The following is a 13,301-nucleotide window of genomic DNA, read 5'->3' as shown; positions in this document are numbered from 1 at the left end:
TGTTCCTGATTAAGTATTTTACTGGAGAATGCCAGATTTTGTATTGTTATTATCAGTAGAGAATGTCCATTTGCCTACGGTTTCTCCATTGAAGTAGATTTCGAGAGTTCTAGACTGAGTCTGGGAACCGCCAGTTAGCAAACCGACAACAGGGATAAAAGTCGAGGCATTGAACTGATTGTTATACATGAAATATCTCCATTGCTCGTTGCCATCGTCAAGAGTCGTTCTAGTGTCAGGCTCACCAAGTTGAGCAAGTAGCTCTGCCTTAGTTGTTTTGTTTTTAATTATTTTTGATTGTAGACTTTGAGCAGTTTCATTTTTAATCTTTTGGTTCCCGGATGTTGAGCAGCCAGAAATTAAAAATATTGCAATGAAAAAGGCGGTAACAATAGATTTATTCATTCTATCTTCCTTATTATATTTGGTCAGGGTTAACTTTTATGTGTGAAAACGGCTCTGTGGGCAAATTTCTTGCGTAAATAAAATCTTAAAGAAATTGCTGAGGCAAAATAGATAACGACAGTTAATATAAAACTTTGACTGATAGCGAATATGAAGAAAGCAATTACTAACAGCACAATTCCTATGAGTAAAGCTAACCAGGCCGAAGGTTCACCATAATTTATTGTTGCGTGACAGCCGATACAGACACGAACTCCGAACGGACTCTCTTTGAAGCAGAACGGGCACTTAATGGTCTCTTTACTCATACAAACTCCGTTTATTCAACAGGTTCCTGATACTACAAATTGTTTAAAAATCATCAGGTTCTTTTCAGGGATTCTCGATGAATAATTATCTTTAGTAAAATCACTTGTACCGATCGATGTTTGAATCACGATAGGTAAAAGCTATCATAACTAGATTATCGATCTGTATTAACGATCAATAATTTCTTGACATAATATAAATTAGTTACTGTATAGTTAAGAGTGTTTGAGAGTAATCAATGCAAGTGATTGTCTATAAACGAATTTTTATCGCCTTGTTTAAAGGTTTCATTGCGTAGATATTTGAGAAGGTCGTGTGTGTTTTGTGAAGAATGGTCTTACCAAAGCTTCTCAGAAGCTCGATGTAATGCTTTATGGAAGCAAGCCACTCTACGAATCTGAGATGCTTTTGCCGTTGTACTGCATTTTTTCGAAGAATCTTTCCTACGATTTCGTTTCGTTTGTCTTCTCTAAGCCGTAATTCCAGTTCTGCAATTTTTTCAACGATACTTTCCTTTCTCTCAGTGGTTTTCAACACTGTTGCAGGAGCAGGAGCAGGAGCAGGAGCAGGAGCAGGAGCAGGAGCAGGAGCAGCAGGTTGGTCTTTTATCGATATGTCGCTTCGCAGAGCTTCTAAGTGGTCGGGGTTGTAGTTAAGCCGATTACTGAGATTTGCCCAGGAGTAGCTCTTGCCCAATTGTGAAGCTTTGAAAGCTATGCCTGTGTATTCGAAAGAGAAGCCGTTCATTTTACCGGTAGAGGCAATATTGGCCTTCAAAGATACTTCAGCTTCTTCCAGCCTCTTGATAAAAGTTAGAAGGTCCGGCTTATCAGATAAACTTTTATCAAGTATCTGCTGCAGAGCTTCTCTTGGTGAAAGCACCCCGGTTCGTTCCGATAGCATTTTCTCATTACGGGACACTCTCTTCCGCTTCGGTTGTGCTTGCGAGGGGGGAGATGCAGTTTTGGTCACTGTCAGGCCATGAGCGATTTCGAGTTTACTGATGATCTGTGTGCTGATGAGGTTTTCGTTCCTACCCAAGTAGAGCTTCCCACCATTGAGATCTATGCGACTTGCGATAATGTGTATGTGCTGACCAGCCGGATCGTCATGAAGCACATAGCAACAGAGGTGAGTATCACTAAACCCCATCTTTTTCATATAGTCGTCAGCTATCTTTGCCCATTGGTCATTCGATAGTGATTCACCATCAGGTAAGCGAAGCGAGTTGTGCCAAACTGGTTTTGCGACATCCTGGCGAAGATACTTGGTGCTATCGAATTCAGCGATCAGTTCAAGGGCTGAATCACCTAACATGTTCCCGCCAATGACGACTGGATCACTTTTGTGGTGTGCTCCCGGTTTCAATGCGTATTGGACCACACCAGTAAAGTTCTTACCCCTGCGAATCTTCCGCATACCCTTCATTCGGGAGGCTCCATATACCGTCACTTAGAAGGTTTCTGCGAAGCTCTTCCAATTGTCGCTTCACAGCGAACAATTCAGTATGAGTAAGTTGACTGTCTTTGCTTTTACAATCTATATGTTTCGCAATTCGATTTAGCTTTTGTGATATGTCAGTTAAAGCTTTCCAGGTTTCGGTATTGATAGTTGGTATAACAGGAGGTGATTTTTGAAGTAATACCATACGGAGCCATTCACCTTTACTATATCTTTTACGCTGAGAATTGAGTATATCTAATTCTTTTTCATTCAACCTTACACTAATACAGTGAGTTCTCAAACTTGTAATGCTTTTAGTCTCAATATCCTTATCTTTTTTATCAAAGTGAAACTTTTCATTACTGTTTTTATTATTTTTATCTTGTCTCATTATATAAACTCCTTTTTATATTTTCAATAATCCCAATTAATTGTGGTGGTAATGTAAAATATAGTTTAAATAATAGCTTGTCAATAATGTGTAATTAATTATACTTAGTAATAGTTTCGAATTAAGCACATAATTATTTTCATAGTATGTTATTCACAATAGAGACATATCACAGCAATCGAAAAGGTTAGTACAAGTAAAAATGTTTACCATTGATCTTAATGGTGTTATAAATAATCCTCTGGATGAAAAGTGACATACTTTGATCGTAAAAGACTACGCAATATTTCTCGTTGGTAATTATTAGCTTGCTTATTGTTGTGTTTATCAAGCTATGACCTTCTACAAGGATATATAATGTACTCATTAGCCCCTTACTTTATCCGTTGCTACAACAAGAATAATGAATCGAAAAATGTTGAAGAACGTTACGATTTTTTGAACAGAATAGGCCAGTATGATTTATTCTCTTTACTCGAACAATTTATGTTGTTGCATAAAGATTTTGAAAAAATTGACGATAGCAAAGAAACATATAAGTTTCATCATGTCACTTCGAAACCTAAAGAAAGATTCATTTCGGGCTGGATGAGTTTAGGCCATTATGGTATTAAAAATGATATTATTAATACTGATGATAATCAATTAGCTTTCTCTAAGGAAGAAAATCATGCTGATGTCAAAAACTATTATTTCCGGTTTTATATTCCTTTAGAGTCAAGAAAGGGTATCTGTCTGTTATATGCTTATAAGAAGGATGGTATAAAATCGATTTTCCAGACAGAGTTCTCTAAGTTTTTCAATGCTATGACAAATAAAAACATTCAAATAAATCCACTTACATATGATAAAGCCGTGCTTCCTTGGCTGGAAGCCGAAACAAAAGAAATAAGAGTTATTGGATTTACTGCCCCCCGGTCTATTGAAGATAGTATTTCATCGCTTGGTGACATTGATAGAGAATATGTTTTAAAACCGAAAAAGAATGGTACCTTTGGTAAATTTAAAAAGTTCAAAAATAAAGGGAGTGAGCAAGGCAAACTGATCGAGATGTTGAGTGAAGAATCAACTCAAATTAAAGTTAAAGTTGTTATGGAGGGGGGGACTAAAACTTTCAATGTTGGGAAATCAGAAAGAAGCACTATGTGCCAAATTGAGATTGATTTAGAAAAGGTTAAAGTAATTGCGGGTAATCCTGAGTTTGACTCATTGGATTCCTGGGCATCTGATTTAATAAAAGACTTACGTAAACAAATTGGTCTATAAAGGGCTTCTATAATGAGTAATAAAATTAACATATTATGTATTGTGAAAGCACACTTCAATACATTGAAAGATATTTCAAAGAAAGGAATATCAAAGTTAGATATTACTACGTTTATTATTATGCCAATATCACTGTCTCTCTTTTCGGCTTATAAAAACTTCAATCTTAATAAAGACCTTGATTCCCTTTTAGTGAATTTTGGGGCTATTTTTACGGCTTTATTGCTTTCTGTTATTGTATTGATTTATGATCAAGAGAATAGAACTATAGAAAAGGTTAGAAATAATGCTGATAGTGTTGGTGAAGTTTCTCAAAATAAATTACTTTTATTGAAAGAACTATATCATAACATTTCGTATGCGATTCTATGTTCACTCGCCTTGGTAGTTTTAACTTTTATACATTCAACTCTTCCCCCAGTGACTCCAGAAATCATAGAAAACAGCCGGGTTTTTATAGATTACAAGATTAGAGGTTTTAGTATTAACTTCAGTTTTACATTTACATGGGCAACAACAATAATATCTCCATTGATAATATTTGTAACTGCAAATATCGTCCTTACAATCGTAATGATTGTCAAAAGGCTTTATCTCATTTTAATAAATAACACAAATTGAAATTTTCCATTTTGATGAAGATTGAAAAAAATTATCGAATGGAGAAAAGGATAAATAATATTATTATTGCTTATTTCTTTTTCAATCGAAGAGCGGAAAAAGCAAGACGACCAAAAGAAGCTCCGCTTCTTTTGGTTAGCTCTTGCTCTTATAAAATATTTTATGCCAAATCAATAATAAGTTTTCGGCCTGATATAGTCACGATTTTTGGCCCGGAAATTTCATTTAACGAGGAAATGAATTTCTTTAATTTAGTTTTGCGTCTTAACGTAAGATTGACACTCTTCGCTCTATTTCTGAAAATATCTAGTGCTTCTTTTGTAGCAAGGGATTTAGCTTTAGAAATTATCTTTTTGGATCTAATGAATTCAATTTTGTCTGTTGATATGATTTGAAGCAATTTTTCAACGGAGTCAATTTTTTTATTGATAAAGTTTAAAGCTTCGACTTCATTTGTTATCCCCACACCTTTCCATAAAGGCTCATGATGTGATAATCTATTACGGAATGGTCGTAATTCACTTACCAAACCAAATACAGCATTTCTAGTATCCTGTGAACTTTGATATGGCCAGTTTTCAAAAACAGAAGTTAATAGAAGGGGCCACAAAAATTTAGAACCAGTTGGGGGAGATAATTTATAAAAACAACTATGAAGTGCAAATTCCCATGTACTAAAATCAGTTTCTGCAACCACACAATTAAAATCGGGTTTATGATTATTAGGAAGTTTAACCAGCCCGGCAGATAATCTTCTTTTGTTTTCTTTGCGTAGCCAGTTTTTCCTAGCTTCCTCAAAATTTGATTTTAAATTAGTATAATTATAATCATCACTACCGCTAAAATGAGGCACATGATCGATTAATTCATGCCAGTATGGACCAAATTTGCTAACTGCTGCATTATTAATGGTATTTCTAATGGTGATCTCAACAGCCTGTAGTAGGGGGTATATAGCTCCACATAATACTTTATTCCAAATATAGACACCGTAAATTTCTTCTTCAGTATGATCTACAAAAAAGTTTTCATACGTACCGATTCTTGGTGCTGAGAGGAGCTTCTTCAGTTCAATGTAATGATAGTTCATAAACTTTCTGCTATAGTAATTTATCTAAGTTATTGGATAGATAATATCTAGACTTCTAATGAATCGCCAGCAATTTATCAAAAAAAACTCTCTTATGTGTTGACATCCTGAGTGAGAGCAAGTATATTGTAACTCAGCTAGTGCAGATCCCTCATCTCGCGATGAAATCTGGCACAATGGCAAAGGTTCAAAAACAAAGAAATTTTAGCTGGTGTGGAACCCTGCGTAAGCATTTCCGACACAATGGCACAAGAGGCAAGCCCCCGCACAGAGATGTGCGGGGGCTTTGTCTTTGTATAAGCCAATGATATTAATAATTTCACGTTGAAATAAAATTCGCTCAATATTCCAATAATTCAGCTAACCGTATCGTCATTTTTCTAAGCATATGCTTCAAAGATGATTACCTATATGTGCAATGGCTATTCTCGGTATTGATCCTTTAATTTTATTGATGAATCCAAAATAGATTCTATTCCCGCTATATCGTTTTCCTCTTCTATTCATTCCGTCTTCATAAAGAAGTTTATAATGAAATTCGCAATTTACATTTGTATACATCACATTATCTATAACAAAATCCCTATTTAACTCACCAGCTTTACGAGCCGATTTACCACCACCTTCTTCACATACTATATATATGAGTGCTGCATTCATATTTTTTAAGTTTTGAATTGAGTCCCCTGGGATTACTTGGTAGTTATTGCAGAAGAACAAGAAATCGGTTATGCTTTTATGAAATAACTCAAATCCTCCTTCAATCTTATCCATATTATTGAAGGTCTTAAACTTAGGATGTGCGTTATTTTCAAGGAAAATCAAATTTTTGAATATATCCTTTATGTGCTCTCCATATTCAACGGAATTTCTTGGGTATTTATCGAGAATATAACGACATATCCTAACTAATTCTTCTTCATTTAATATGGTTGATTCTCTGGTTTTTGTTGATGTAGTATTACCTATACTGTTATACATATACAACATTCTTGAATTGTATACGGGTGGTTCGCTATCAATGATTTTCATTAAATCATCGCAATTCATTGGTAGGATATCTATCTTACCTATATCATAAAATTGTCCCATCATCCAAGCCATGTCAGGTGATGTTGAATAAAACATTGTTGCTAATTTACAATCATATTCATTTGATTTATAGAAGTTTATGAATTCAGAATTCATTCTCGCCATCAAGCCTCTTAAATGAGATAGCTGTTCGAGAATAATTTTTTCTCCCTTATCTAATGAGAAACTTTCTAAGAATAAGCAGACACCAGCTTTCATGGAATATCCTTATTTCATTGAGTCAGGAGTATCAAAAGAGCCTGTCATAATTGTGTACATATCAATCGATTGCTGGTCAAAGAATCCTTTCGGCCAACTTGAAAGTTTTCCATCTTTGCCAATAGATATCTTTTCTGCAGTAGATTCATTATTCTCATGTGAAATATAAAATAACGAAATTAGCTCAGGTGAAAAGTCAGGAGATGTTCTTGCTACGACACGGATTCCGTTGAGAAGGTGATCGCTATGAGTTTCTATCAATACCTGTACTCCCGCTTGAGCAGTGTAAGCTATTAATCTACCCATATAGCTTTGTCCTCTAGGGTGCAAATGGGCTTCCGGGTTTTCTAAAACTACTAATTCGCCCGGTTTTGCTAAAAGTAATGCTGAAACAATACTCAAAGCATAGCTATAACCAAAACCAATGTTTTTGGGTTTAGTTTGTTTTCCTGACTCAGCCTGTATTGTGTTATAAGCAATGTTTGCACTAACTTCCAATTTTGGCTGTATTTTATAATTTGGGGATATTTCATCCATCCATGCCTGTATATTATTCGCAACCCTGACATTATTATAATTATGATGTATTCTTGGGTCGTCTTTGTTTGGATTACCATCTTTCAGTATTAGTCTATCTTGTCTATTCATTATATTGTCTAATACTTCGATGACATATTCACCTTTTTTCCCCAACCAATCGCTATGAAAATTGTGTTGTGATAAAGAAATATTGTCTCTTGGACCAATACGTTCGGCTTCAATATATTGAAAATTACTTGCATTTATAAAGTCTTTAATTTTTTTAATGCTATCCATACCTGAAATACATGGAAGTTCATTACGAAGATTTGCTGAGTCCTCTTGTGTAACCCCCCAACTGACTTCACATTCTTTAACTGATAGAGTGATTTTCAGTTGATCATCATCTGAAATAAAGTCATTAATAATATCGTCAATACGACCAATGTTTATCAGTTCACCATTTAACTTTATATCATTTTTACTACCAAAATCAGACTGTAACACCATACCTATGGCTTGCATTACTGTACTCTTACCGACAGAGTTATTACCACAAAATACATTTAGACCTGACAAATCAAAAGATTGCTCTTTGTATGATTTAAAATTTTTGAGTTTTATCGATTTAATAGGGAGCATTATCAATTACCCTCATTAGCATTAACAATCTTAATGCCTGTGCTTTGTTCAAGAATTTTCGCAAAAGAATTGAATCTATATAATATAGTTATTTTCTTTCCTGTTGAGGTAGAGATAGAGTCCTTAAACCCTCGCTCTGCTTCAATGTAAGTCTGTGAATCCCATGTGGCATATTCTTTTGAATTGCTATCAATAGCAGAATAAAGGGTATCAACCAATTTATCAGAATTTTTAAGCAATAATTCTTCTTGTTCCTCAGTAACATAATAGAAATAGTAAATTATCACTTCATAAAGTTGCTTACTTATAGGCGATGTATTAGAGCCAATCTCTTTTATGAAAGCTAAATCACCGAAAACATCATAGGCGAGGTTTAAAGCCCTCAAATATTTTCTTTCTATTTGAAGATACTCGTTGCATTCATTCGAAATGTACGCACTTCCTAAATCTATTTCTTTTTCGTTTAATAAGTTTAGTTTATATAGATTTAAGTTTTCCATGGCTTTTGATAAAAACTTATCATAGGAATTAAAATTATAATTTTTAAAGCCAATATTTATAAATGCAAGAGCAGCAAGGCAAAGCTCCATATCCTTTTGTCTATCAGGCTTAACCTTACCATGCGTTGCTTGTTTGAATTCGTTTTTGGATGCCAGATACCGTAAAAACTTAACACTTGAACCTTGATTCAGGGCCGAACGAATTTCTTGATCACTTAACTTAACACCATATGTATTGATACGGTGGAATAATTCAACTATGAGATCAGTGCTATCTTTATTCATTTCTATAAAGTAAGCCGTGATTTCATATTCTCTTATGGCTCTTTGTTCAGTGCGAGTAAGCTCACCAAACTCTTTACCATTTAAATCCTCAAGGATATCAAGTTTAGAAAGTTTAAATTCTCCACTCATAAAATCATAAATTGTTGTGATCCGTTGTAAACCATCAACAACGACCCACTTATCTTCTGCGATTCGATTACCAAAATAAAATACAGGAAGTGGGAGTTTTAAGAGAATAGACTCGATTAATTTAGACTTCTTCTCATTATTCCAAATACGATCTTTTCTTTGGAAGTCAGGTTGTAGTTCAATATCACCAAAATGAACCCGATCAAAAATGAGAGATAAAACCGGAGTCTTGGAGGTAATTCTTGCAACACCAAGTTTAGCTTGTAGAGTTTTTAATTCCAAGTTCAACTGTGATGATGTTGTATCATTTTCACCCTCATCTACTCCATAAGTATTGGGTGACTCTATAAGTTCTTCTACAGTAGTATTATTACTAATTTTTAATGTTGGCACCTCTATATTATAATCAAGAGTCACAACTGAGTTAGCCATATCTGCGGAAAGCTCTTTAAATCTATTAAGAGTAACCTCAACCTTTTTTGAAGCAATTTCAGATGGGAATTTCTTCAAAACTATTTGATAAGCATCATCAAGGCTTTGAACTAATTCAACCTGCTGTTCATAAATTTTCCCAAGATTCAAGTTGAGAAAATTATCAATTTTTTTTCTTAAAACCCTAAATTCAGAGCCTTGAACTTCTGATAATGTCGCTGCCTCATGGACATTATGACTACGCAATAACAGATGTTTTTTGTTTTCATACTTGAAATGTTGAATATAGGGTAAGTTAGCAAATATTGTTTCTGGTTGGTTCCTGCTCGAAGAACTACCGTAAAGAACCTGCTCTACATTACAAAAACCTCTAATATTTAAATTGCTGTAAATCGATTCAAGCTCTGATAATGAACGTGTTTTAGATTCAGAATTAGAAGAGACTTTATATTTACCGTTTTCACGATCAATGCTTATAATACATAGTGGAGGCGTCGAAGGATTAATTGGCTGTAGCTGTTTGCCAAAAAGAAGATTTTCGATGTCGTTTAGCACTTGTTCAAAGTTAAGCATTAGTGCTTCCTAAATCCATGTTAGAATTGAAAACCATCCTGTAGGATACCATCATTTGGGTATTGGTTCAATTTTTATCTTTACTTCAATAAAAAATTGCGTTATGCGTTTAAATGACTATGTTGCGTGATGGTATTTATGATGGTATTGATTATATTGTATTCAGAAAATGACATATAAACCAATGAGGTAAGTGCGATGTTCGAGTCCGGCCTTCGCACCAAATCTAAATATAAAGCCCTTAAAAGCAGTTTTTGTACCTTAAATCCGCGCCACGCAAGATTTCTCTTTCAATCTTAGCCAGCTTTCATCCTTGTCAAAAAAATTAAACGAATTCATCAAGGTACTGCCCAAAAACGCCCCATCCAGCAGACCCCCTCATCACCCCTTTGCTGAATGTATCGTCATTAGCCAGTGAGTGATGTTTTCATTCAACGCATCGTTTTTGAAGAGGGCGCTGCCGGATACTACGCGATCGACGCCGCTGGCGATTATCTCCGGCAGTTCTTCCAGTGCTAGCGAACCGTCGATGGCCAGCAGAATGGAATCCCGCTTCCCGGACGCATTGAGTAATGCGACAACCTGAGCGATGCGCCTGAGTAAGGCAGGCTTGCTGAGCTTGCTCCCGTAGCCCGGATTGACCGCCAGAATTTGTACGATTTCAACGTCTTCAATGACCGGCAGAAAGTGTTCCAGCGGTGTTGCCGGGCACAGACTGACTCCTCGCAACACCGGCATTGTGCCGCCGGAGACTTCCGCATTTTGCTCACCCAGCCAGTGGAGCATATGGTGCAGATGCGGCGAGTTTTCTACCTGCAACGTGACGCAGTGTGCTCCCGCCTTTACGCTTGCCTGCACGACGGCCCAGGGATTATCCACCATCAGGTGAACATCCTTAATTATCTGCGCTGGTAATTGCGTGATAGCCCAGGGACCGACGGTGAACTGAGGGCAAAAATGCCCGTCCATCAGATCCAGGTGAAGAACGGGTTGTTCAAGCGCGCGAAGCGTTTGCAGGTACTCACCGAGTTTGAGCCACTGACCGGCAAGAATACCGATGCTTAACGGGTAACGCTTCATTAACGAGACGCACTCTGCGCGATTCAACCCGGAAAAGGGACGGTTCATTTTGAGATCCTTATGGCATCAATCCATTGAAGACGCGTTTTTTTCGGGGGCAGCTCATCAGCGATTCCAGTTTTTCCACGCAGGCAAGGTAGTGGGGCGTGGTTTTATGGAACGCAACGGCGGCTTCATCCTTATAGGCTTCATAAATATAAAAGCGGCTCTTCACTTCCGGATCCTGTAACACGTCGAAGCGGAGATTTCCCTCTTCACGCACCGATCCCAGATGATTGAGGCGAAAGACGTCGATAAATTCATCGACTTTATCGTCGTGGACGTTAATTTCCACCAGAGTGACATGCATACTGTTCTCCTTGAAACGCATGGGCCCGCCTGGCAGGCCCATGACTTCTTAGTTTTTCTCGCTCAGATAGAGTTCATACGCGCGGTCTGCGGTTTCATTACGATGTACCACCGCGTGGACGGCCTTCATCATGGCGACAGGGTGTTCGGACTGGAAGATGTTACGTCCCATATCGACACCGGATGCGCCCTGGTCGATGGCCTGCCAGCACATCTCAAGCGCTTCGCGTTCCGGTAATTTTTTACCACCGGCGATAACAATCGGAACCGGGCAACCTGCGGCGATGCGCTCAAAACCTTTATCGACGTAGTAGGTTTTGATGATCTGAGCGCCCATCTCTGCGGCGATACGCGTGGCGAGCGAGAAGTAGCGCTGATCGCGCACCATGTCTTTCCCCACGCCAGTTACCGCCATCGTCGGCATGCCGACCTTGATACCGGCATCAATCAACTGAATGATATTTTTGATCGACTGGTGCTCATACTCACTGCCGATATACACCTGTGCCGCCACGGCGCAGCTGTTGAGACGAACCGCGTCATCGATGGAGAGCGCAACCGCCTCATTGCTTAACTCGGTGAGAATCGAGTTAGCGCCTGAGGCGCGCAGGACTACCGGTTTGTTGGTGGCGGGCGGTACCACACTGCGCAGGATACCGCGTGTGCACATCAGCACATCGGCGAGCGGGAACAGGGGAGCGATATTGATATCGATACGTTCCAGTCCCGTCGTCGGCCCCTGAAAATAGCCGTGGTCAAACGCGAGCATGACCGTTCTTCCCGTCTCAGGATTAAAAATGCGCGACAGTCGGGACTGCATCCCCCAGTCAAGTGCGCCGCACCCCTTTAATGTGAATGGGGTATTGCGTTGCGGCGTATCGGTATGGAAATCCTTACCATCTTTGATGTCATCTAAATCAGCCATTTTTTACTCCACGGTTAAGGAATGAAACTCAAAAATCGTACTTATCGATATTCTCTTTGGTGAACACCACGCGCTCAGGCAGCAGCACAATGCCGTTGCCTTTCGCCTCATAGCTGTAGCCCTGTACGCTGTTCGGCGAGACTTCAACCTGGCCCACGCCCGGAATGTCCAGCTTGTCGCCGGTATTCATGTCGCCTTTTTTCAGCAGCGCGTCAGCCACGTACACGGAGATCTTGCCCTGCTGGACCACGTCCCAGAGGCCAAACTCTTTCACCGTGCCGCGCTCAACATAAGGGCGCATCACGTTTGGCGTGCTGAAGCCGACAATCGCCACGCTGGTGTTTTTCAGGTTTTCAGCAGCCTGAGCGGCGGCGGGAAGGGCGTTGGCATCCGGCGCGATGATGGCGTCGAGATCGGCATAAGCCTTAATAATGCCTTCTGCGGTTTGCAGCGATTTGGTGGCGTCGTTATAACCAAACTGCGTGGTGACGACTTCCCAGCCCGGATGATCTTTGGCGATCTTGTCTTTCGCTTCTTTTACCCACTGGTTTTGATCGGTCACGGTCGGACTGGAGTAGAAGAAGGCCACTTTGGCTTTCTCTTTTTTGACCTGATTTGCGGCCATATCGACCAGCATGCCGCCTAACTGGGCAGGAGTGCCCTGGTTGATGTAGTACGACCGGCATTCCGGTTTGGTGTCAGAATCCCAGGTCAGCACCTTCACGCCGCGCTGCATGGCACGCTTTAACGCCGGGCATAAGCCATCAGGCGACACGGCGGACACCACAATGGCGTTATACCCCTGGTTGACGAAGTTATTGATGAGCTGAACCTGGCCGGACACGCTGGGCTCCGTCGGGCCATCGTAGGTGACATCGACGCCCAGCTCTTTGCCTGCCTCGAGGGCGCCGTTACCGCCGCTGGTAAAGAATCCCACGCCAACCAGTTTTGGGATAAACGCGATTCGCTCTGCGGCATAAGCGTTGAGAGTGAACGCCGCCAGGCTAAGGGTACTGATTACGGCAATTTTTTTAATGCTCTGAATAGTCATGT

At 39.2% G+C, this 13,301-nt stretch carries 13 protein-coding genes; 2 read left to right on the top strand and 11 right to left on the bottom strand.

What is annotated here, in order from left to right; genetic code table 11:
- Positions 1–18 precede the first annotated feature (18 nt).
- The 3 genes from HVZ37_RS19205 to HVZ37_RS19195 all read right to left on the bottom strand — a co-directional run bounded on the left by HVZ37_RS19205 (position 19) and on the right by HVZ37_RS19195 (position 2,551).
- Positions 19–405 (bottom strand): hypothetical protein, encoded by a 387-nt coding sequence (locus HVZ37_RS19205; RefSeq protein WP_094883023.1) that lies wholly within the window; start codon positions 403–405, stop codon positions 19–21.
- Between the two features lie 561 nt (positions 406–966).
- Entirely contained in the window at positions 967–2,142 is a 1,176-nt protein-coding gene (locus tag HVZ37_RS19200; RefSeq protein WP_181627893.1) for a relaxase/mobilization nuclease domain-containing protein, read from the bottom strand.
- Positions 2,111–2,551 (bottom strand): hypothetical protein, encoded by a 441-nt coding sequence (locus HVZ37_RS19195; RefSeq protein WP_094883025.1) that lies wholly within the window; start codon positions 2,549–2,551, stop codon positions 2,111–2,113. The genes HVZ37_RS19200 and HVZ37_RS19195 overlap by 32 nt, the downstream gene beginning before the upstream one ends.
- A gap of 354 nt (positions 2,552–2,905) precedes the next feature.
- Between HVZ37_RS19195 and HVZ37_RS19190 the strand changes: the two genes are divergently transcribed.
- Together HVZ37_RS19190 and HVZ37_RS19185 are read left to right on the top strand one after the other, a co-directional pair.
- Positions 2,906–3,814: a hypothetical protein gene (locus HVZ37_RS19190; protein WP_024623163.1), complete on the top strand. Its 909-nt coding sequence runs from the start codon at positions 2,906–2,908 to the stop codon at positions 3,812–3,814.
- A 12-nt stretch (positions 3,815–3,826) separates the two neighbouring features.
- On the top strand, positions 3,827–4,435 hold the full coding sequence (locus HVZ37_RS19185) for a hypothetical protein (RefSeq protein WP_001665149.1): 609 nt from the start codon (positions 3,827–3,829) through the stop codon (positions 4,433–4,435).
- Positions 4,436–4,595: 160 nt separating this feature from the next.
- Here HVZ37_RS19185 and HVZ37_RS19180 read toward each other — a convergent pair whose 3' ends face one another.
- The 8 genes from HVZ37_RS19180 to lsrB all read right to left on the bottom strand — a co-directional run bounded on the left by HVZ37_RS19180 (position 4,596) and on the right by lsrB (position 13,299).
- A complete protein-coding gene (locus tag HVZ37_RS19180; protein ID WP_001399654.1) occupies positions 4,596–5,525 on the bottom strand; it encodes an Abi family protein in 930 nt (309 codons plus the stop codon).
- A 393-nt stretch (positions 5,526–5,918) separates the two neighbouring features.
- A complete protein-coding gene (locus tag HVZ37_RS19175; RefSeq protein ID WP_094883027.1) occupies positions 5,919–6,815 on the bottom strand; it encodes a hypothetical protein in 897 nt (298 codons plus the stop codon).
- Positions 6,816–6,824: 9 nt separating this feature from the next.
- Positions 6,825–7,976, bottom strand: a complete 1,152-nt coding sequence (locus HVZ37_RS19170) for a DUF3696 domain-containing protein (protein WP_001399656.1) — start codon at positions 7,974–7,976, stop codon at positions 6,825–6,827.
- A gap of 2 nt (positions 7,977–7,978) precedes the next feature.
- Complete coding sequence (locus tag HVZ37_RS19165) at positions 7,979–9,895, bottom strand: DUF262 domain-containing protein (RefSeq protein WP_047075945.1); 1,917 nt, start codon at positions 9,893–9,895, stop codon at positions 7,979–7,981.
- 381 nt (positions 9,896–10,276) lie between these two features.
- Entirely contained in the window at positions 10,277–11,023 is a 747-nt protein-coding gene (locus HVZ37_RS19160; protein ID WP_181627892.1) for an epimerase, read from the bottom strand.
- A 10-nt stretch (positions 11,024–11,033) separates the two neighbouring features.
- Positions 11,034–11,324, bottom strand: a complete 291-nt coding sequence (lsrG, locus tag HVZ37_RS19155) for a (4S)-4-hydroxy-5-phosphonooxypentane-2,3-dione isomerase (protein ID WP_044264508.1) — start codon at positions 11,322–11,324, stop codon at positions 11,034–11,036.
- A 48-nt stretch (positions 11,325–11,372) separates the two neighbouring features.
- Positions 11,373–12,248: a 3-hydroxy-5-phosphonooxypentane-2,4-dione thiolase gene (gene lsrF, locus HVZ37_RS19150; RefSeq protein ID WP_000774153.1), complete on the bottom strand. Its 876-nt coding sequence runs from the start codon at positions 12,246–12,248 to the stop codon at positions 11,373–11,375.
- Between the two features lie 28 nt (positions 12,249–12,276).
- Positions 12,277–13,299 carry an autoinducer 2 ABC transporter substrate-binding protein LsrB gene (lsrB, locus tag HVZ37_RS19145; protein WP_000155278.1) on the bottom strand — a complete coding sequence of 341 codons (1,023 nt, stop codon included), beginning with the start codon at positions 13,297–13,299 and terminating at the stop codon, positions 12,277–12,279.
- Positions 13,300–13,301 lie beyond the last annotated feature (2 nt).

Source organism: Citrobacter sp. RHB35-C17, from assembly GCF_013816795.1.
Taxonomy (GTDB): domain Bacteria; phylum Pseudomonadota; class Gammaproteobacteria; order Enterobacterales; family Enterobacteriaceae; genus Citrobacter_A; species Citrobacter_A amalonaticus.
Note: the sequence above shows the minus strand (reverse complement) of the source record. Positions and strands in the feature narration are given on the sequence as shown.

Coding starts and splice junctions, on each gene's coding strand:
- HVZ37_RS19175 (WP_094883027.1), bottom strand. CDS start 6,815: ATGAAAGCTGGTGTCTGCTTATTCTTAGAAAGTTTCTCATTAGATAAG.
- HVZ37_RS19190 (WP_024623163.1), top strand. CDS start 2,906: ATGTACTCATTAGCCCCTTACTTTATCCGTTGCTACAACAAGAATAAT.
- HVZ37_RS19205 (WP_094883023.1), bottom strand. CDS start 405: ATGAATAAATCTATTGTTACCGCCTTTTTCATTGCAATATTTTTAATT.
- lsrF (WP_000774153.1), bottom strand. CDS start 12,248: ATGGCTGATTTAGATGACATCAAAGATGGTAAGGATTTCCATACCGAT.
- HVZ37_RS19200 (WP_181627893.1), bottom strand. CDS start 2,142: ATGAAGGGTATGCGGAAGATTCGCAGGGGTAAGAACTTTACTGGTGTG.
- lsrG (WP_044264508.1), bottom strand. CDS start 11,324: ATGCATGTCACTCTGGTGGAAATTAACGTCCACGACGATAAAGTCGAT.
- HVZ37_RS19165 (WP_047075945.1), bottom strand. CDS start 9,895: ATGCTTAACTTTGAACAAGTGCTAAACGACATCGAAAATCTTCTTTTT.
- HVZ37_RS19180 (WP_001399654.1), bottom strand. CDS start 5,525: ATGAACTATCATTACATTGAACTGAAGAAGCTCCTCTCAGCACCAAGA.
- lsrB (WP_000155278.1), bottom strand. CDS start 13,299: ATGACTATTCAGAGCATTAAAAAAATTGCCGTAATCAGTACCCTTAGC.
- HVZ37_RS19160 (WP_181627892.1), bottom strand. CDS start 11,023: ATGAACCGTCCCTTTTCCGGGTTGAATCGCGCAGAGTGCGTCTCGTTA.
- HVZ37_RS19170 (WP_001399656.1), bottom strand. CDS start 7,976: ATGCTCCCTATTAAATCGATAAAACTCAAAAATTTTAAATCATACAAA.
- HVZ37_RS19185 (WP_001665149.1), top strand. CDS start 3,827: ATGAGTAATAAAATTAACATATTATGTATTGTGAAAGCACACTTCAAT.